Source organism: Leptospira ognonensis (assembly GCF_004770745.1).
Classification (GTDB): domain Bacteria; phylum Spirochaetota; class Leptospiria; order Leptospirales; family Leptospiraceae; genus Leptospira_A; species Leptospira_A ognonensis.
The window spans coordinates 101,692-121,080 of record NZ_RQGD01000005.1; the positions used below are offsets into that span (position 1 = coordinate 101,692).

General features: G+C 39.0%; 22 protein-coding genes and 4 tRNA genes. 17 read left to right on the top strand and 9 right to left on the bottom strand.

The window, feature by feature from the left end:
* The first annotated feature begins 43 nt into the window (after window positions 1-43).
* From EHQ58_RS01430 to EHQ58_RS01450, 5 genes are read left to right on the top strand one after another with little or no spacing between them, the layout of a single operon-like run.
* On the top strand, window positions 44-244 hold the full coding sequence (locus tag EHQ58_RS01430) for a (2Fe-2S)-binding protein (RefSeq protein WP_135621557.1): 201 nt from the start codon (window positions 44-46) through the stop codon (window positions 242-244).
* On the top strand, window positions 216-689 hold the full coding sequence (locus tag EHQ58_RS01435) for a WbuC family cupin fold metalloprotein (protein ID WP_135621558.1): 474 nt from the start codon (window positions 216-218) through the stop codon (window positions 687-689). Before EHQ58_RS01430 ends, EHQ58_RS01435 begins: the two co-directional genes overlap by 29 nt.
* On the top strand, window positions 686-1,660 hold the full coding sequence (locus EHQ58_RS01440) for a CE1 family esterase (RefSeq protein WP_246047023.1): 975 nt from the start codon (window positions 686-688) through the stop codon (window positions 1,658-1,660). Before EHQ58_RS01435 ends, EHQ58_RS01440 begins: the two co-directional genes overlap by 4 nt.
* A complete protein-coding gene (locus tag EHQ58_RS01445) occupies window positions 1,660-2,556 on the top strand; it encodes an alpha/beta fold hydrolase (protein ID WP_135621559.1) in 897 nt (298 codons plus the stop codon). Before EHQ58_RS01440 ends, EHQ58_RS01445 begins: the two co-directional genes overlap by 1 nt.
* A gap of 15 nt (window positions 2,557-2,571) precedes the next feature.
* Window positions 2,572-2,775: a YgaP family membrane protein gene (locus tag EHQ58_RS01450; protein WP_135621560.1), complete on the top strand. Its 204-nt coding sequence runs from the start codon at window positions 2,572-2,574 to the stop codon at window positions 2,773-2,775.
* On the opposite strand, the gene EHQ58_RS01455 is transcribed toward EHQ58_RS01450, so the two are convergent.
* Window positions 2,776-3,894, bottom strand: a complete 1,119-nt coding sequence (locus tag EHQ58_RS01455; protein WP_135621561.1) for a class I SAM-dependent RNA methyltransferase — start codon at window positions 3,892-3,894, stop codon at window positions 2,776-2,778. It abuts the gene before it with no gap.
* Between the two features lie 70 nt (window positions 3,895-3,964).
* Between EHQ58_RS01455 and EHQ58_RS01460 the strand changes: the two genes are divergently transcribed.
* The 8 genes from EHQ58_RS01460 (at window position 3,965) to recR (ending at window position 7,525) form a co-directional block, all read left to right on the top strand.
* Window positions 3,965-4,048: transfer RNA gene (locus tag EHQ58_RS01460), tRNA-Ser, on the top strand.
* A gap of 10 nt (window positions 4,049-4,058) precedes the next feature.
* Window positions 4,059-4,147 (top strand) — tRNA-Ser (locus tag EHQ58_RS01465).
* A gap of 391 nt (window positions 4,148-4,538) precedes the next feature.
* Window positions 4,539-4,612 (top strand) — tRNA-Arg (locus EHQ58_RS01470).
* Window position 4,613: 1 nt separating this feature from the next.
* A complete protein-coding gene (locus tag EHQ58_RS01475) occupies window positions 4,614-5,054 on the top strand; it encodes a nucleoside deaminase (RefSeq protein WP_135621562.1) in 441 nt (146 codons plus the stop codon).
* A gap of 45 nt (window positions 5,055-5,099) precedes the next feature.
* Window positions 5,100-5,183, top strand: a tRNA-Ser gene (locus EHQ58_RS01480).
* Between the two features lie 11 nt (window positions 5,184-5,194).
* Window positions 5,195-6,559, top strand: coding sequence for a DNA polymerase III subunit gamma/tau (gene dnaX, locus EHQ58_RS01485; protein WP_135621563.1), 1,365 nt, complete (start codon window positions 5,195-5,197; stop codon window positions 6,557-6,559).
* Window positions 6,560-6,576: 17 nt separating this feature from the next.
* The gene (locus EHQ58_RS01490; protein ID WP_210412767.1) at window positions 6,577-6,939 is read left to right on the top strand and encodes a YbaB/EbfC family nucleoid-associated protein; all 363 of its coding nucleotides are present in this window, start codon (window positions 6,577-6,579) and stop codon (window positions 6,937-6,939) included.
* Window positions 6,920-7,525, top strand: a complete 606-nt coding sequence (gene recR / locus EHQ58_RS01495) for a recombination mediator RecR (RefSeq protein WP_246047025.1) — start codon at window positions 6,920-6,922, stop codon at window positions 7,523-7,525. The genes EHQ58_RS01490 and recR overlap by 20 nt, the downstream gene beginning before the upstream one ends.
* Here the strand turns inward: recR and EHQ58_RS01500 are convergent.
* Genes EHQ58_RS01500 through EHQ58_RS01520 form a run of 5 tightly spaced genes read right to left on the bottom strand, consistent with a single transcriptional unit; the run spans window position 7,522 to window position 13,279 of the window.
* The gene (locus EHQ58_RS01500; protein WP_135621565.1) at window positions 7,522-9,057 is read right to left on the bottom strand and encodes a hypothetical protein; all 1,536 of its coding nucleotides are present in this window, start codon (window positions 9,055-9,057) and stop codon (window positions 7,522-7,524) included. The two genes, recR and EHQ58_RS01500, sit on opposite strands and share 4 nt — an antisense overlap.
* A complete protein-coding gene (locus tag EHQ58_RS01505; RefSeq protein ID WP_135621566.1) occupies window positions 9,054-9,902 on the bottom strand; it encodes a substrate-binding periplasmic protein in 849 nt (282 codons plus the stop codon). The genes EHQ58_RS01500 and EHQ58_RS01505 overlap by 4 nt, the downstream gene beginning before the upstream one ends.
* Before the next feature lie 47 nt (window positions 9,903-9,949).
* Complete coding sequence (locus tag EHQ58_RS01510) at window positions 9,950-11,194, bottom strand: OmpA family protein (RefSeq protein WP_135621567.1); 1,245 nt, start codon at window positions 11,192-11,194, stop codon at window positions 9,950-9,952.
* A gap of 29 nt (window positions 11,195-11,223) precedes the next feature.
* Complete coding sequence (gene serS / locus EHQ58_RS01515; RefSeq protein ID WP_135621568.1) at window positions 11,224-12,480, bottom strand: serine--tRNA ligase; 1,257 nt, start codon at window positions 12,478-12,480, stop codon at window positions 11,224-11,226.
* A complete protein-coding gene (locus EHQ58_RS01520; RefSeq protein WP_135621617.1) occupies window positions 12,473-13,279 on the bottom strand; it encodes a TatD family hydrolase in 807 nt (268 codons plus the stop codon). The genes serS and EHQ58_RS01520 overlap by 8 nt, the downstream gene beginning before the upstream one ends.
* Window positions 13,280-13,384: 105 nt before the next feature.
* On the opposite strand from EHQ58_RS01520, the gene EHQ58_RS01525 reads away from it, so the two are divergent.
* From EHQ58_RS01525 to EHQ58_RS01540, 4 genes are read left to right on the top strand one after another with little or no spacing between them, the layout of a single operon-like run.
* Window positions 13,385-14,371: a M23 family metallopeptidase gene (locus EHQ58_RS01525; RefSeq protein WP_135621569.1), complete on the top strand. Its 987-nt coding sequence runs from the start codon at window positions 13,385-13,387 to the stop codon at window positions 14,369-14,371.
* On the top strand, window positions 14,371-14,724 hold the full coding sequence (locus EHQ58_RS01530) for a bactofilin family protein (RefSeq protein WP_135621570.1): 354 nt from the start codon (window positions 14,371-14,373) through the stop codon (window positions 14,722-14,724). Before EHQ58_RS01525 ends, EHQ58_RS01530 begins: the two co-directional genes overlap by 1 nt.
* A gap of 10 nt (window positions 14,725-14,734) precedes the next feature.
* Window positions 14,735-15,199, top strand: a complete 465-nt coding sequence (locus EHQ58_RS01535) for a YaaR family protein (RefSeq protein WP_135621571.1) — start codon at window positions 14,735-14,737, stop codon at window positions 15,197-15,199.
* A gap of 4 nt (window positions 15,200-15,203) precedes the next feature.
* Window positions 15,204-16,976 carry an ABC transporter transmembrane domain-containing protein gene (locus EHQ58_RS01540; RefSeq protein WP_135621572.1) on the top strand — a complete coding sequence of 591 codons (1,773 nt, stop codon included), beginning with the start codon at window positions 15,204-15,206 and terminating at the stop codon, window positions 16,974-16,976.
* Here the strand turns inward: EHQ58_RS01540 and EHQ58_RS01545 are convergent.
* The 3 genes from EHQ58_RS01545 to EHQ58_RS01555 are packed head-to-tail and all read right to left on the bottom strand — an operon-like array spanning window position 16,950 to window position 19,351.
* Complete coding sequence (locus EHQ58_RS01545) at window positions 16,950-17,846, bottom strand: ParB/RepB/Spo0J family partition protein (RefSeq protein ID WP_135621573.1); 897 nt, start codon at window positions 17,844-17,846, stop codon at window positions 16,950-16,952. The two genes, EHQ58_RS01540 and EHQ58_RS01545, sit on opposite strands and share 27 nt — an antisense overlap.
* A 4-nt stretch (window positions 17,847-17,850) precedes the next feature.
* A complete protein-coding gene (locus EHQ58_RS01550; RefSeq protein ID WP_135621574.1) occupies window positions 17,851-18,612 on the bottom strand; it encodes a ParA family protein in 762 nt (253 codons plus the stop codon).
* Complete coding sequence (locus EHQ58_RS01555; RefSeq protein ID WP_135621575.1) at window positions 18,605-19,351, bottom strand: 16S rRNA (guanine(527)-N(7))-methyltransferase RsmG; 747 nt, start codon at window positions 19,349-19,351, stop codon at window positions 18,605-18,607. Before EHQ58_RS01555 ends, EHQ58_RS01550 begins: the two co-directional genes overlap by 8 nt.
* Window positions 19,352-19,389: the final 38 nt, after the last annotated feature.

A 19,389-nucleotide genomic window follows, 5' to 3' on the forward strand; every position in this document is an offset into this window, starting at 1 on the left:
GCATGATTTAGAACTTTGGCAGAGACTGATTCTCAGAACCAGTATGAACAAATGTCATTGTGCCGAAGTTTACTTTGAAGACATCTTAAAGATTGTCAAAGAAACGAATCGCCCTTTACTAGAAGTTGCGAAGGATTTGGGGGCTGCTGATACATGCACCGCATGTGTTACGGATATGTTCCACTTCGTTCAAAATGAACTTGAGGGACTAACACTTGCAGGAAATTCAACTTATCGATCATAAGCTATTTGAGAAAGTCATCTCGGAAGCTAAATCCTCTCCACGCAAACGTAAAAATTTTAATTTCCACCAGCTAACGGAAGTCTACCAGCGTTTTCTAAACGTCTTAACAACTTCTACTTATGTTTCCGTTCACCGTCATAAATCCGATCCAAAACCCGAAACCTTTGTCATTCTACAAGGCGAAGTAGGATTTTTAATTTTTAATGATGATGGATCTGTTCGAGAGAAACACCTGCTTTCCTCAAAAGGTCCTGTAGTAGGTATCGATATTCAGCCAGGAGTCTGGCATAACTTAGTCTGCTTAAGTGACGTAGCTGTCTGCTTTGAAGGGAAGTCCGGTCCCTACATCGAAACTTCAGATAAAGAATTTCACAGTCTTTATCCCGCAGAAGGCGAATCAGAGTCAGAAACAAAATTAAAAGAATGGAAAGCTCTTTTTTTGTGAGAAGCCTCAAAATCATTATGCTTTTGAGCCTCCTCTCTTTCTGTAAATCCTTACCAAAATTTGTACCAGTCTCCGAACATAAGTTTGAAAAAATCATAACAGATACTTATGAGCGGACTTTTCATGTTTATATTCCAAAATCAAAAAACGAATCTCCAAAACCATTAGTCTTCGTATTACATGGAGGAGGTGGAACCAGTGAAGGTATGATTTATCTCACTCGCATTTCGGAAATCGCAGAAAGAGATGGTTTCATCGCTGTATTTCCAAACGGATTTGAAAACAGATGGAATGATGGAAGAGGAATTTTACGATTCGCAACAGATCGATTAAATATAAATGATGTTAGGTTTTTTAGAGATATTGTCGCTTACTTAAAGTCAAACCATCGCATTGATACACAGAGAATTCATATTGTTGGATTATCGAACGGTGGCTTTATGGCCCAGAGAGCCGTTTGCGAAGCCTCAGATTTATTCGCATCTGGATTTTCCGTTGCAGCAACCACTTCGAAATTTATTGAAACGAACTGTGATTTGAAAGAACCAATTTCTTTCGGTTTTATCTTTGGTAAAAGGGATGATGTCATACCGTACTCAGGTGGAACCATTCTAATTCCGTCTTCTCCCCAAGCAAATTCATCAAAAATAAGTGCTGGAGAAAGTCTATCCTTCACTTCTACTCTAGAAGTTTGGAAAAATAGATTGAAATGTGAATCTGAAGAAACCCAATACATTGAAAGCCTTAAAAAGAAGTATCCGAAAGAGATTATAAAGTATACATATCGTAATTGTAATCACAGTTCTATGTTAGATGCATATTTAATCGAATCTGGCGGTCACTTTTGGCCGCACGGATTCTTTTATGAACATGAGAAAAAATATGGGTATCTAACAAATGATCTGGATGCTTCTAGCGTGATTCTCGATTTTTTTAAACGCACGCCTAAACTGGCAACGGGAGTAAACTAATGTTTTATTCAGAAATTCGAAACAAACAGACAGTATTCTCGACCGTAGAGGTTGGTGCCGGCGAGCCAGTTTTATTTTTGCACGGCTTTCCCGACAATCATAAGACATTTATTAATATAATGGAACCTGTAAGTCGAGCTGGTTACCATTGTGTAGCACCCGTAATGCGTGGTTATGAGCCTAGCTCAATCTCGCATTGGTCGAAACTCCATATAAATGACCTCGTTCTAGATATTTTAGGATGGATGGATGATAGAGGCTGGGACCATGTTCACCTCGTAGGTCATAACTGGGGGTCTGTAATCGCGTATGCCTGCGGAATTTACTATCCCATGCGCATTTCCTCGATTACTTCCATAGGGGTCCCACTACTTAAAAACTATCAGGAAACACTACTTTGGGCGCCTCAACAATCACTCAATACCTGGTATCTGCTTTTGTTTCAAATTCCTTACTTGGCGGAGTTGACACTTCGGTCCAATGACTTTGCCTTGATAGATTACTTGTGGAAAGACTGGTCTCCTGATCTCCGCATCGATAAGGAGCATCTATTAGATATTAAATCCTCTTTTCAAAATCCAGGCGTTCTTACGTCCGCATTGGCTTATTATAGAAATTTGAATGACCTGCTAACGGACTCGGGGCGGGAAAGCTTGTTAGGCATCATCGACGCAGTGGTTGGTGCGCCTACTCAAGTTCTTTATGGTTTGAATGATGGCTGCTTTCATAGAAACATGTTCGAACAGATTATGAAGGAATCTGATTTTCCCCGTGGGCTACGAAAAATAGGTTTTGACCATGCAGGACATTTTCTTCATTGGGAAAGAGCGAACGAAGTGATACATAATATTTTATTTTGGTTGGATCTCCACAATTCTAAACGTCAAATTGTTTAAAGAGGGTTAAGTTCAATGTTTCAAAATATGGGTTTATATGATCGTATAGCACGGGTGGCCGCAGGGCTTATCGTTGGAGGTCTTTATCTAGGTGGGGTTGTACAAGGAACGGTTGCGATCGTGCTTGCCGTTGTAGCACTCGTCCTAATTGGAACCTCAGCGGTTGGTTTTTGTCCCGCTTATCTTCCTTTCAAGTTCTCTACAAAACCTAAACAATAACTAAGTTCTTTCCAAACAGGTGAGCACCTCATAATGAGGTGTTCTAGGAAAAAAATCTAATAATACCAACTTCGTTATTTTGTAATTATTCTTTTTCAATTCTACGATATCTCTTTTTAAAGTGCTCGGATTGCAGCTTGAATAGATGATTTTACTAGGTCTGAATTTCACCATTGTCTTGATGATTTCAGGTGTTAGTCCTGCCCTTGGCGGGTTTACGATCCAAGTTGGATATTTATCAACAGACTTTGGAATTGGTCGTTGGTATAAATCAATAGCTTCATAGGTAAAATGACCTACTCCGTTTGCCTTTGCATTGGCTTTTGCAAAATCGATACTTTTTTGATGCATCTCGATTCCGTAAAGCGAAGATATATTCTGTTTTAAGGATATGCCTATCGTTCCACTACCGCAAAACAATTCCAAAACTTTCTCTTGGTCGCCTAGCCAAGATGATATTTTTTCAATCCAGGGCGAAATTAAAAAACGGTTGATCTGAAAAAAACCTTTCTCGGGAATTTGCAATGATGTTCCATTTAAATTAAATTTTGAAACATCCTTTTCATAATTCACAATGCCTTGTTCCGAAAGTCTTAGGTGAATTGTTTTCTGTTTGATCCATTTATCTTTCAATTTTGAATCAAGATTTTTCCACAAAAGCCTCTCATCAAGATTCATACAAACAGACTGGGACTTTTCTACAACCTGATGGGTCTGTTTAGAGAAGAAGCCTATGGATTTATTTACATTCTGCCACTGCACATTATTTCTATAAAAGTTTTCTGCTCCAGAAATCACCTCTAGCCACTTTGACTCATTTGGAAACATATCCGATAACAACGATTTTTTAATTTCTATCTCTTTAGCATAGGTTATATGTCGAAAGCTACAACCGCCACAGCTTTGGTATACTTCACAGTCAGGAGCGATTCTTTCCGAGGACGGTTCTAATACTTCTATAACCGTTCCGAACCACTCTTTTTTTCCCTGTTTTTCGAGAGTAATATTTACGGATTCGCCTGGAATTCCTCCAGTTACAAACACAGCATGTCCATCATGATGGCCAATCGCATAGCCACCATTGACCCATTTTTCCAGTTTTATCTTAAGCTTTTCCATTCTCTAGAGCCATTCATTGAATATTCATTTGACACTGCACTTGAATTTCCGATAACGGATAGGTACTCTTGGAGGAGTGGCTGAGTGGTCTAAAGCAGCGGTCTTGAAAACCGTCGTGGTAATCCCACCGTGGGTTCGAATCCTACCTCCTCCGAAGTATTAATGGAGACGTGCCTGAGTGGCCGAAAGGAGCGGTTTGCTAAACCGTCGTACATGTTAAAGTGTACCCAGGGTTCGAATCCCTGCGTCTCCGAAATTGTATGTCAAAATTCACCTCCCAAATAGAGAAATTTAAGAACAAACTTCAAAGATTTTCAGGTGAAGAGACATATAGTGTTTTGGCAGCTTTGCCTATTTACTTTGCTTGGGTTCCGATTCTCACTTGGTTTTCTAAAACAACTAGAATACGCAGAATTTGTCTCTATTCAGCAATTAACACTGGTTTATTCTTTGCCCTGATCCTTATGGCGCAAGTGCTCTCTATTTTACCTTTCCTGGGCGATTTTTTAGCTAACTTGGTACATTTCATTGCCATTGTAATTTATCTTGGGCTTGCGGGATTTTTGATTTACTCTGATCGATTCAAAAAAACCATTGAAATACCAATTCTCTCGAATTGGGAAACCAAATTAGAAAGCAATTTTGCGCCCATAGCTCAACTGGATAGAGTATCTGACTACGGATCAGAAGGTTAGAGGTTCAAATCCTCTTGGGCGCGCTTGGACTTAGTTGGCAGATTCTTAAACGCATACAAAAGCGCTAAGCAACAATATCCAAACGAAATCCCTTCCTTTACACAGATTTATGATCCATCTGGAAATCTACTCGCTGAAAGTAATAATCTCGTAGAATCAACGTTAAATGCCACAGAGCATAGCGAGATCAATGCCATCAATAAAGCATTAAAAACTCTTCGGGAAAAGTATCTCATTGATGTTACTCTTTTAACTGCTTTAGAACCGTGCTTGCAATGTGCGGGTTCCATCCTTCGCGTGAAAATTCCTCGTGTGCTCTATTTTCTACCAGCAAAAAAAGGAGAAGGCATCACTTCCTACTCTACAGAGTCCATTTACCTCTTAAATCATTTTCCGAAGTTGGAATATATAGAAAATTCTGAAATTATGAATGATTTTAAAGAGTTTTTCAAAGAGAAAAGGTAGAATTCTATTGACCATTTCTTTTTATGGATGTTCGTAGAACCCATTGGAGAAGTGTCAGAGTGGTCTATTGTGCATGCTTGGAAAGCATGTGTGCCAAAAGCACCCCGGGTTCGAATCCCGGCTTCTCCGAAGGTTTCTAAATGAACGAAAGTCACCAAGTTTTATTCCGAAAATACCGTCCTCAATTCTTTCGTGACGTCATATACCAAGATCTCGCGGTAGGATCGTTACAGAATGCTTTCAAATCCAAAAAAATAGGTCATGCTTACATATTCATCGGTCCACGCGGGGTCGGAAAAACAACCATTGCGCGTATTCTAGCAAAGAGACTCAACTGCGAGAGACCAGACGGCGTAGAGCCATGTAACGAATGTAACTCCTGCGTTGAAATTACCAAAGGTAATTCCAATGACGTCATGGAAATTGACGCTGCTTCCAACAGTGGCGTCGACAATGTCCGAGAGTTACGCGAGAATGTGAAATTCAATGCAATGGGTGGTAAGTATCGAGTTTATATACTTGATGAAGTACATATGCTTAGCGGCGCTGCGTTTAACGCTCTCTTGAAAACTCTTGAGGAACCACCTCAACACGTAGTTTTCATTTTAGCGACGACAGAATATCACAAGATACCCGAGACCATACTCTCACGCTGCCAAGATTTTACATTCCGTAAAGTCCCAGCTTCAGTACTCCAACAATATATTGAAACAATCGCAAAAAAAGAAGAATTAAAATTTGATTCAGAAGGTCTATTTTGGATCGCCAAAAAAGGAGATGGTTCTGTAAGGGATACGCTTTCTTTCATGGAGCAGGCAGTTGTTTTTACTGATGGAAATTTAACGGGCGCTAAGCTCCGTAAGATGATTGGTTATCACGGCATTGATACTTTTATCGAATTTTTAAATACGATCATCGACACAACGAAGTCTGCTAAATTATTTGAATCATTAGAACATTATTTTCAAGAGGGTGTTGATCTCATAAAGTTTATTTGGGATTTTGTAGAATTTCTTAACTCCTTGCTATTGATTCAAGATAATCTATCTGAACGCGAATCCATTAATATTCCTCAAGAAGACATACAAAAATTAAAAACAGAATACAGATCGCTAGATAAGGAGCTTTTAATTTTACTTTCAGAAAATATTTTTTTAATTCATGAAAAATTAAATCAAATGAAATTGCGTAGCTCGTATGAAGTGAAAGTCTATTTAGAAATTCAATTTCGTAAAGTGATATTAGAAAGGGAAAAACCTTCGGTCTCAGGCCTTTTATCGAAAATTTCCGAGCTTACCAAACTCATCCAATCAGATATTAATAATATACAAGACCAATCCGTCCAACTTCCGAACGAAAAACAAAAATCAGAAACTGTTACTGAAAAGAAAATCAGTCCAGAATTAAAGTCTAATGTCTTAAATGTACCTTTAGAAAATGAGAAATTTTTAAAAGAAAAGTTTTCTGGAATTGAAGTCGATCCTGGTCAGTTTAAGAATTTATAAGGGTTTTTATTATGGGAATATTTGATCAAGTTCGTCAAATGAAAGATGCATTTTCTCAATTAGGAAACATGCAAGAAAAGCAAGCTGAATTGCAAAAGCGATTGGCGCAGTTGCATGTGATCGGATCTGCCGGAGCGGGAATGGTTGAAGTCACGGCCTCAGGTGAAGGAAACATAACAGATATCAAAATAAATCCCATTATGTTTAAAGCTGATGATTCAAAAATGTTAGAAGATCTAATACTTTCAGCTACCAATGAAGCATTACGAAAATCGAAAGAAACAATGGCCCATGAAGTCAAAAATATTCTCGGATTTAATCCTAAAGATATGGAAAGTATGCTGAACCAAATGAACCAAGGTGGAAATCCGTCTGTCTGAAAATCAATTCCAGAAACTAGTTTCCTCTTTTTCCCTATTGCCTGGCATCGGTAAAAAAAGTGCGACGAGAATTGGATTCCATGTCTTACGAATGGATCCCGCGAGCTTTCAATCTTGGATCAATGGAATTAAAGAGGCAAGGGAAAGGCTTCATTTTTGTCAAATTTGCGGTGGTTTAACAGAGGAAACCATTTGCAATATCTGCGAATCTTCGAAGCGAGATGCTTCGATAGTATGCGTTGTAGAGCAACCTGAAGATATTTTTTTTATCGAAAATACAAAAGAATATTTTGGAAAGTATCATGTATTGAACGGATCCATCTCACCTCTTGATGGGATCGGACCTGACCAACTTAGAATTAACGAGCTGATACATAGAGTAGATGAAGGAGAAATTTTAGAAGTTCTCGTTGCTACAAATCCTACATTAGAAGGAGATGCCACTGCCTCTTATCTATCAAATCTACTCAAGAACCGTGACATTAGAATTTCTAGAATTGCGCATGGAATCACAATCGGAGGAACGATTGAATATTCAGACCAATATACTCTAGGTAAGGCGATTAAATCCAGGCTTACTCTCTAAAATCTATGTTCAAAAGTCACAAAAGCCTCACGAAGAACCTTTCCATACTTTGAATCTAGTAACACAAATAGCGCATCACCAGCCACAAAGTAGCCTGATCTAAAAACAATTTGAAAGTCGGAAGTTACGTTGTAGCGTATATTAAAGTTATATTCCATTCCGAGGTAAGTAGAAGTTTTATATCCTGCCCACTCTGAGAATTCTCTGTTAATTTTAATTTCTGGTGATTTTGTAGCCCAAAGCTGATAGTAACCAAACGTAAATTGATACGGTCCAAAAGCTATAATGTTTGCAAATGTTCCGTATTCGTTTATACCCGAAAAACTCGAACCATTGAATAACGCATAACCGCCCGTAAAGTCTGTGGCAATATTTGAAATTGAAAATCCAGGTGCTAACGTCCGATACCCATTCCCTTTTAAATTTGCTTCCTCACCATTCCCATTATAACCAGGTCTTCCTGTTGTACCCAATGCAATTAAATTCAAATTTAATGAATCACTCCAGCGATAAGTGAATTGAAAATCATAAAGTCCACCTTTGATAAAGTGCCGGTTAGTAGTGTTATAGATAGTAACATCACTTGCATCTTTTAATTCTTTAAATTTTTTTACAGTTCCCGTGTTTAGAATGCCATGCACAGAAAAGGAAAAAGTTTGAAAATTAAATTCATTAAAGAGTCCATACCAACCTAAACGTGAAGTTTCATTATCGGTTTTATCATTATCATCTAACCAGTAGGCATAAACTTCATTTCTTATATTCCTAAAATATTCTATCTTCATGCGATTGTAAAATATATTAGAGTTCTGGTAATTCTTATCTGCAAATCCATTCTTGTCTACATCTAGAAAACTTTGATCTCTAGCTCGTAAGATTCCGCCTTCCCAAGAGAGCCGCAAAAACTGAAAACTTTTAAGAATGCTAACGCCTGTTCCTGTAGAAAAGAGAACTCTTCCTTGAGGTGATGAAAATAATTGTTGCCCAACCTTGATGAAAAGAGCTGATTCTGGAATTCTAAAATTGATATAAAGAAAGTTTGTCTGTACATTTACAGCCGAAGTTCTACCTCTCTCTCCACCAGCACCAGGACCGACGATACCGGGATCAAATCCATCTGGCCCTGTTGCTCTTAAACCCTTCCCGCCAAATGGAATGTCACCGACTTGCATTCCCCACACACCTTCCACATACTTACCTGCAGAAAAGCTCATATTATAAAGGAATCGCGTATCATAATAATTTATATCTTCTTTGCGAGGAGTCAATTGCGAAGGAAGACCTACTCTTCTTCTCTCCAAATCATTACTGATCAATTCTCCTTGTCTCAGTAAATTCGAATTATACTCACCTAATGGATCTACAACGGGAGTAACCGGAGTTTGTCTAGTGAGGAGAACATCTCTTCCTACATTCGTCCCTCTTACCCTAAAGGAACCACTGAAATTGATGTTCGTACGTTGAGATTCCTCATCATCAGCGTGAATTAAAAATGGATAAAGAAGTAGTAGGAACAAAAGTAAGCCTTTCATTTTTCAACTTCTTTTTGAACCCATTTATCCGATTTAAAATACTTATTCACAAGAACTTGCATCTTTCCGGATCTTTTAAATTCTTTTATGAAAAAATTCAAATGATAAAGGAATTCAACATCTCGTTTGGCCACAGCCATACTGATATGTTCTTCTTGCACGAGTCCTGTGATTGGTAAATAGGAGGCACGCAAAGAAGGATTTTTTTGTAAGAGAGCCATAATATAAAATGAGTCTGCCACAAAACAATTCACGTTGTTTTTCTTTAATTCATTAAAGGCAGCTTCACTTGTAAAATAAGAGAAGACCTGAGCTTTTGGAAATGTTTCTTTCAAAAATTGGTGATTGGAACTATTGGATAATACGGAATAAGAAATCCCCGAAACACTTTGTAAATCCATAATGGTTCTAAATAACTGGACAGTCACGATTTGCCCCTCAGGTTCTGGAGGAAGAATGCTTCGGCTAACTAATGCGGATGGCGTTGAGATTAAATAAGGATCGGTAAAGTATACATCTTTGAAACGTAAAATGGAGCTCGATAATCCAGCTAACGCGATTTGCGTCTCTCCTTTTTCCAGCATCCTGGCATGCTGATCAAAAGTTCGAAGAGGAATGACCTTCAACTCTACATCCCAAAAGCTTGCATAAGCTTGAGCTATATCAACATCCAATCCTGGATAATTTTCTTTGGCATTTTCAATATAAAACGGATCATAGAACTCATTCACTGATACAGTAAGAACTTTCGTTTTTTTGATTTTGTCAATGGTCGGACTTGATTGTGCATGAACCGAAGGGATAATCAAAAATACGTAAAAGAAAAACCCAGCCAGTAATTTCATAGGATTTTTAGATTTCTTATGATTTAAAGACTGGAATCAAGTGAAAATTACTTTTCTAATAAGACAAATTCTGTTCTTCGATTTTTTTTCGACGATTCTTCATCTGTTTTGGCAATGAGTGGTTCAGAAGGTCCTTTTCCCGTCGTTTCAAGACGCCTCTCATCTACTCCTTTCCTTATAAGATACTCTTTAACTGACGTTGCACGCTCTTTTGATAGCGACATGTTGTCTTCAAAATTACCAATCAAATCTGTATGTCCGATGATTCTCATTTTGGTTTTCGGGTTCTCGTGCAAGTAATCTACAATGTTATCGAGCGAAGCGGTAGATTCATTTTTTAATTTCGAGGAAGCTCGTTCAAAATAAATGGTATCAATTGAAACCTTTTGATTTTCCTTCAGTGCTTCTTCAATAAGATTTGGTTTCTTCGGAATGGAGGCGGAAAATATATCAAAGGATCGATTTGCCACTCTTCGGCAAAACAAAAAAGTTTTTTTAACCTGCTGGTAAATGATGTAGCCTTCGTCTGAGTCGGAATTGATATCATTACCTAAGTTTTCTAAATTGTTATATTTTCCGTTCTCGATTTTCATCATATATAGATCAAAGCCGCCGTATCCTCCAGGACGATTCGAGGAAAAGAATAATATCGTTCCTTCGTCGTTGAATGCAGCAGCAATTGTCGCATGTTCATCATTGATGGGGGCTGGTAATGGCTTCGGATCCGACCAAACGTCGCCTGATTTTTTCGTAATAAAAATTTTAGCTAACTCTGGTTTTCCGAATGGATATCTCGTAAAGAGTAATATATCGCCTAACGAATGCGGATTTTCTTCAATTTCTTCGGTATTGATATTTCGCGAAAGCGGGACTGGAGCAGACCATTTCCCTGCTTGTAAATTTGAAACAAAAAGATCTCTCGAGATTCCTATCTTACCGTTTTCCAATTCTACTTCAACGGAGCCATCTCGATTTGAAGATAGATACATGGTTTTTCCGTCACGAGTGAGAAACGGACTTTGGTCATCAAAATCTGAGTTAACTTCTGTTACTTCTTCCGGAAAGGACCATTCTCCATCGGCTTCCAACTTGCTTTTAAATATTTCGGTATAACCTTTTGCTGTCCGCTTGGAATAGAAATATAAAGTTTTTGCATCGGGAGAAAGAGAAGGTCCAAATTCCTGAAAGGAGGTATTTACTTTTCCTCTTATGGGTTCCACAAGAATCGTAGCTGCTTCCTGACCCAGAAGCCAGGTTGGAATTGAGATGAGAATGAGTACATATTTGAGCATTCGGAACCTTTGGCCTTCTGCTCTTTGGTTTATCTCAAATACGTTTTGAGCGCATCTGGAATCAGGAAGGTTCCATCCTCTATTTGGTAGTTTTCAATGACAGCGGCCAGTGTCCGACCGAGTGCCAATCCTGAACCATTTAGAGTATGAACGAGCAGGTTTTTACCTTCCTTCGTTTTGTATCGAATTTTTCCGCGTCTTGCTTGATAGTCTTTGAAATTAGAAACGGAGGAAATTTCCATAAATCGATTCAAGCCAGGCATCCAAACTTCAAGATCATAAGTTTTTGAGGAGGCACTGGATATATCGCGGCTGCAAAGTAACATCACACGGTAAGGCAAATTAAGTTTTTGTAGTATGGATTCTGCACTCGCCAACATTTTCTCATGTTCGATTTCAGAAGTTTCAGGTGTCGTAAATTTCACCATCTCCACTTTCTGAAATTGATGCACGCGAACCAAACCTCTCGTGTCTCTTCCGTATGAACCTGCTTCCCTTCGAAAACAAGATGTATGCGCACAAACGGAAATAGGAAGATCCTTTTCTCCTATGATTTCGTCTCGATAATAATTTGTCAGAGGCACTTCTGCTGTCGGAATCAAATTGAGTCCGTCCTTCTCTAAACGATAAAAATCATCTGCAAATTTTGGCAACTGTCCCGTGGCTGTCATGGACTCATCATTTACAAGAACAGGTACCCACATTTCTTTATAACCATTTTCAGATGTATGCGTATCGAGCATCAGATTCATCAAGGCTCTTTCTAGTTTTGCCCCGAGTCCCAGATAGGTATAGAATCGTGCTCCCGCTAGCTTAACACCCCTTTCGAAATCAAAAATGCCCATCTTCTCGCCGATATCAAAATGCGTTTTTGCTCCAAACGGATATTCCTGAATCTTTCCCCACCGTTTCACTTCTACATTATCTTCTTCACTTTTACCTTCTGGAACGGAGGGGTCTAAAATATTTGGTAGTCCTATGTTTAAATCTAATAGAGACTCTTCCTGTGCAGCTAACTCGTCTTCGATTGCCTTGATACGATCACCCATACCTTTGGTGGAGGCGGAAATTTCTGCGATATCTTTTCCTTGGGATTTTAAGATGCCAATTTCTTTAGAGATACGATTTCTTTCTGCACGAAGTTCTTCTGCTTCATGCTTGAGTTGTTTTTGTTTCGTTGATGCTTCTTTTAATTTCACCTCAATGTCAGAGGCATTCACTCCACGTTTTTTTAAGGAAGAAAGAAGTTCTTCAGGGTTTTGTAAGATACGATTGATATCAAGCATAGTATGCCTTTCTGTTTATAAATTTTTCTGAATTCTTAAATAATGACTCTTCAACTTTTGCGTTAGATTCTTCACGCAATGAAAACATTCGCTCTAGGATAAACGGCATGTTCGATGAATCGTTTCGTTTACCTCTATAAGGTGGTGGGGCTAAGAAAGGAGCGTCTGTTTCAATTAGCAATGCTCCCAAAGGTAATCGTTTCGCGGCATCATGAATTTCGATTGCATTTTTAAATGCAAGGATTCCCGAAAATGAAACGTAGTAACCTAAATCTACAAATTTTTTACCCTTCTCATAGTCATAGGTAAAACAATGTATGACTCCAAAAGCTTTTCCTTTATATTCCGCTAATCCCTCCAGCGTATCTTGAAAGGCATCACGAGAATGGATCACGACCGGTAGCTGATTTTCGCTCGAGTAGTTCAAGAATTTTGCGAGAACCTCTCTCTGCTCATTTCTTTTTTCTGCATTATGGTAGAGATCCATCCCGATTTCACCAATCCCTGTAAAAAGAGGATCAAGCAGACTGTCATTTGCGAGAGTTAGTATTTCATCTGCATTTGGAAATTCATGCGTTTCTGTTGGATGACAACCCAGGGTGTAATGGATTTGCAATTCGTTGTCGGTGAAATCCCTAGAAATACTTTTTGCCTTTTCCGAACTAGGTAGATCAATCCCGATCTGAACAATTTTCTGAACACCGGAAACTTTCGACTTCTCCAAAGATTCACGTATCTCTTGGCCTTGTTCCTGGATTATGTCTAGATGGCAGTGTGTGTCAATGAGAGAATAGGCCATATGGATCAGGATTTGCAAATAACATTCATTGAAAATGAAAATTCAATCGAAAGATAAAGGGTAAGGCAGAACTTTTGCATTATCCGACCAAATTTTGTTATCAAAGTGAACTTTAAACAGCGATTCAACCTAATATTCTACCGCCTTAGATACAAGCTCCAAGAGTGGAAGCTACGTCTTTCTAGAAGGTATGAAGATTTGGACAAAAAAGGTCGCGAGCGTCTGACCATCATGGTCATTCCCCATACTGATCGAAAATCTTTGAATTTTGTCATTTCCTATAAAACAATTTCTTTCTTTATCGGCATCATTGTGATCTTGCTTGTCATCAGTGCCGTTAACGTACTTTCACATAGTGGCTCAGTCCACCAACTAACAGAACTCAACTTAACGAATAAAGACTTCATTCGACAATCATCCAAGATGAAAGAAGAGGTTAATTCTCTTCATGAAACCATCCAATACTACTACGAAAAGATTTCCAGTCTCTACATCAAACTTGGTGGAGATCCATCGAGAGTTTCAAAGGGTATGGGTGGTTCCAATCAATTCCTTTCCATGCAAGGGTCTCCTCAAACTGACATAACGGATGAATCCTTCCGAATCAAAGAGGACATACATAACCTAAAACTTTCATCGGAACTATCTGATGAAATCATCAAGCTCATCAAAAAAAGAAAGAGCATCATCAGAAATACGCCTTCGATCTGGCCTACAAAAGGTTACGTCTTATTCCCATTTGGTAAGTATTTATCTCCGATCACTGGAAAAGAGGAAATGAATAAAGGATTGGATATCGGATCCTTTCCTGGTGCAGAAGTTCTAGCAACGGCTCCTGGCATTGTTTTCGATTCTGGTTTCTCGCCTGCGACTGGTTATTATATCAAACTTGCTCACAGATTCGGATGGAAAACAATCTATTCAAATCTTGACCGAGTGAAAGTCAAAAAGAACGAAAAGATTTCAAAAGGTGATGTCATTGGTTACGTAGGTAAGACTCCAGAGAATCCAGTTTATCATTTACATTATGAAGTCCATGTCGGGACGCAAGCTCTCAATCCATTTTCATTTCTCAATCAAATCCAAGAATAATGTCTAAAGACCAACACGAAGAAGAGTTTTTAATCAATAGTGTCATCGGTGAGGGTGCTGAATTTACCGGTGAGTTTAAATTTCCTGGCTTGATACGAATCGACGGAAAATTCCGTGGTGTGCTCGAAACAGAAGGAAAGGTACTCATTGGAAAGACGGGAATCGTCGATACAGATATCAAAGCGCGAGTGGTAGTTGCCGGCGGTGAAATCCGCGGGAATATCTTTGCAACAGAGAGAGTGACACTCTTATCAAGTTGCCGACTCGATGGTGATATCGTAACCCCAAGACTTATAGTCGAAGAGGGTGTCATTTTTCACGGAAAGTGTACGGTCAATCCTACTCGCCACTAGAGAGAGGAATATGTTCGTACAGACAACCCAAAGCAAACCATCGTCTACATCCTCGCGCAAAAATGCGAGTGACCGATTGAAGGAAAAGGAATCCGTACCTTCTCATCAGACTTTCTTAGATATCCTAGAATCTATCGTACCTTCCAACCAAGAAAGCACCAGGGAACTCAATGAGCTATGGAAGGATCTTCCTGATTTGGAAAAGGCGCTCATCGCAAATCCGAACCATAAAAATCTTAGTGAATACAAAAAACATATCAAACAAATTGCAGAGTTGATATTAAAGAAAAACTATAAGGTAATCCAAGCTCCAGCACGTGGTCGCAATGATACGAAAGACATTCGCTATGTGAAAATCATAGACGATAAACTTGATCTACTCGCCAATACGATGTTTTCACCAACAAATTCGGCTTTCGGTATTTTGAAACAATTGGATGAGATCCGGGGTCTATTGATTGACTTAAAAGGATAATTCATTGCGCGATTCCAACAGACCGAAGAGTAAAAATTTAAATGTTCTTAAAAATACTTTCAGATATCTAGCTCCTTACCGCTTACAAATTTTTGTTTCTTCCATAGCTCTCCTCTTTACCGCCGGGGTCACACTTTCTCTTGGACAAGGACTTCGTCATTTAGTTGACGCTGGTTTCACAGCCCGTTCCGAAAAGGAACTAGCCGTTTCCTTGGTTGCCATTATTTTTATCGGAATCCTACTCGCTTGCGGAACCTATCTCAGGCATTATTTAGTCTCTTGGATAGGCGAAAGAGTTTCTTCAGATATTCGCTATGATGTTTTTGCTCACGTCATCGAAATGCATCCAAGTTTTTTTGAATCTAATTCTCCAGGTGAAATCCAATCAAGAATTGTTACCGACACAACACTTTTGCAATCAGTCATCGGTTCCTCGGCCTCCATAGCTCTCAGGAACATACTTATGTTCATTGGTGGTATTATTTTCTTATTTATTACAAATGTTAAGTTAACAGTCATCGTTTTACTCTCCGTTCCATTTATTGTGTTTCCGATTCTATATTACGGAAGAAGAGTGCGAAATCTCTCTCGAGATACACAAGATAAAATTGCAAGCGTAGGCTCCTTCGTGAGTGAAAGTCTATTCAATATTAAAATAGTCCAAAGTTTCTTCCACCAAGAGATAGATAAACATAAGTTCAAAATCACAGTCGAGGATGCTTTCGCCGTTTCAATTTCTCGAATCAAACAAAGATCCTTACTAATTGCGACAGTCATATTACTAATATTAGTTGGAATCAGTTTCATGTTATGGGTTGGGGGAATGGATGTTCTAAATGGGAAAATCACGGGTGGAGAACTGATTGCTTTTGCTTTTTATGCGATTATGGTTGCTAGTTCACTCGGAGCCATCTCAGAAGTCCTCGGCGATTTACAAAGAGCTGCTGGCGCGACCGAGCGACTTATGGAATTATTAGAATCGAAATCAAATATTCTTGATCCTGAAGATCCGATATCTTTCCCGTTTCCAACATCTGGCCAAATACAATTTGAAAATCTGAGTTTTCATTATCCTTCAAGACCTGATCGTAACGCCATTGATCAATTTAATCTGATGATCCCTGCTAACAAAACGACTGCTCTAGTTGGTCCTTCAGGTGGTGGAAAATCAACACTATTCGAATTAATTTTACGCTTCTATGATCCCTCCATTGGTAAAATCAAAATAGATGAAACTGATATCAGATCAGTTACATTGAAACAGTTGCGTTCACTCATAGGATTTGTACCGCAACAGCCAGTTCTATTTTCTGGAACCCTTCGTGAGAATATTCTTTTCGGAAATCCCAGTGCATCTTTTGAGGAAGTCAAAATTGCCGCCGAACAAGCCTATGTAACAGAATTTCTCTCACAACTTACGGATGGCTGGGATACAGATTTAGGACATCTGGGCGCTCGACTCTCCGGAGGTCAAAAGCAGAGAATTGCGATTGCACGCGCTATTTTAAGAAATCCAAAAATTCTCTTATTAGATGAGGCAACATCAGCCTTAGATTCTGAATCAGAACGTATGGTTCAAAAGGCACTCGATGAGCTAATGAAAGATCGAACGACACTCATCATTGCGCATAGACTGGCCACCATTGTAAGAAGTGATCAAATTATTGTCATAAATCAGGGCAGGGTAGATTCACAAGGAACCCATGAGGAGCTTCTGAAAAATAGCGACCTATACGCTAGGCTCGCGAGTTTACAATTTCAAACCGAGGAGCTCTAACAGACGTTCCATATCAGATAGGTTACCATAAGAGAATACTATTTTTCCTTTGCCATTGCTTTCGTTGTGGGAAATTTCGACTTTTGAACTGTATTTATTTCGAAGTTTCCCTTCCAACTTAACGATGCTCGCATCTTTATCTTTTCCACCACCAGCTTCATTCTTGGATTTCTTATCAGGATTCAGAATATTGGAAACAAAATTTTCAACTTCTCGAGCCGTCCAATTCTCAGCAATGATCTTCGTTGCGACTTCAATTTGTTTTCGCGCATCAGGTAGCGAGCATACAGGACGAGCCTGACCTTCGGATATTTTTCCTTCTTTTATCCAATCTTGCACTTGTTTCGGAAGTCCAAGGAGACGAATTAAATTCGTAATTGTGGAACGGTTCTTACCTACTCTTGCTGCAAGATCTGTAATCTTTAATCCCCGTTTGTCGATAAGGTTTTGGTATGCCTGCGCCTCTTCCAAAGAATTGAGATCTTCTCTTTGGAGATTCTCGATAAGAGCAAGCTCCATCATATCTGCTTCTGATACTTCTTTAACGATCGCGGGAATTTTTATAAAACCTGCCAATTTGCAGGCACGCAATCTCCGCTCACCAGATATTAAAATGAACCCGGCTCCCGTATTGTTTTTTTGCACAACGATAGGTTGGATGACGCCATGCTGTTGGATGGTAACAGATAATTCTTGGATGGCTTCTTGAGAAAAATGTTTTCTCGGTTGGTGAGGATTTGGCTGAATCTCTGTTAGTTTGATTTCACGGAGTCCATTCATCTCCTCCTTAGAAATTTCTTCATTTTTTTCATTAACGGGAATCAGGTTGCTCAGACCGCGACCCAAAACTTTTCCTTTTCCAAGTGCCACGATATTAACCCATTCCTACAATTTCTTCTGCCAGACTACGATAGCTTTTTGCCCCAATGCCATCGGGATCATAATGATTGATCGGTTTACCGAAAGACGGTGCTTCCGATAATTTAATGTTACGAGGGATGATGGTTTGGTATACTTTCTCTTTGAAATAATTTCGGACATCTTCCGCTACCTGGTTTGCTAAATTTGTCCTCTTATCATACATCGTAAGCAGTACACCTTCTAACTCCAAACTTGGATTCCATTGATTTTGTACGAGAGATATGATTCGCATCAATTGAGACAAACCTTCCAGGGCAAAGTATTCGGTTTGTAGAGTGATCATCACTGATTGAGAGGCGCACAATGCATTGATCGTGAGAACGCCAAGTGAAGGCGGGCAATCAATTAAAATATAATCATAGTCTGCTTGAATGCTTGCGAGCGCGTCTTTAAGTTTGAATTCCTTTTTGTCGATTCCCAGAAAATCAACCTCCAATCCTGAAAGGTTAATGTTCGCAGGAATGATATCAAGATTAGGAACAAAAGTTTTATGAGTCACTTCTCTAGCGGATAGATCACCAATGAGAAGTTCATAAGTTGTCTTTTGGATTGATTGTACTTCAAGCCCGAGACCTGAGCCTGAGTTGCCTTGGGGGTCTATGTCAACGAGTAAGATTTTTTTTCCTAGCTCAACCAGATTTGACGCTAAGTTGATCGCTGTTGTTGTCTTACCAACTCCACCTTTCTGATTGCTGATTGAAACGATTTTACCCATTCGATTGCTTAGTCTCCTTTACGATTTCCTTCCAAGGTCTGGGATAGCCAGGTTTTGGTTCTGAATCCTTTTGCAGTATCTTGATATGTCTCTTTCCTAAAAAGCTTAATTCCGAAAGCTCCATTTGTTTTTTAATTTTAAAGCCAGAGTAAGAAAGAACTCGTTCTTCTATTTTTTCATCAAAACGAATCTGGCCCAAGAAGGGACATAATATACCTTTCTTCTTGACTAAGTTTGTTACTACTTCCGCGAGATAAGGGTAAGGTACGACAGCGCGTGAAGTAACAACGTCGAATTTCTTTCTTACATCTTCTGCACGTTCATACATAAAGTGAATCTTACCATTGACATCAGACAATTCTCTAAGCGAAACTTCCTCTTCAAGCAAACCGAGTTTCCTTCTTTGTGAATCAAGAAGGGTGACGGACTTCGGAGTTTCTTTAAGGCAAGTAAATAGAAACCCAGGCAAACCAGGGCCTGTTCCAACATCGACCAAATCTGTTTCACGTGAAACAAAGCCTTCTTCTTTTAGTCTCCAAACGTAAACCAAACAATCAAGGACATGTCTTTCCAAGATGACGGTCGCATCCTGTTTCGAGAAGAATCCACCCTTTTCATTTTCTCTCTTTAAAAATCCAAGATAACGATCAATACGATCCCATTGAAAATCTGATTCCAGTAAGAGGATGAGTTGTGGGACATAATCTTTTAATTGCTCGAGCGCTTTTTTTTCTGACATAATTCAGTTACTTAATTTCTGAAATTAGTCGATGCGAT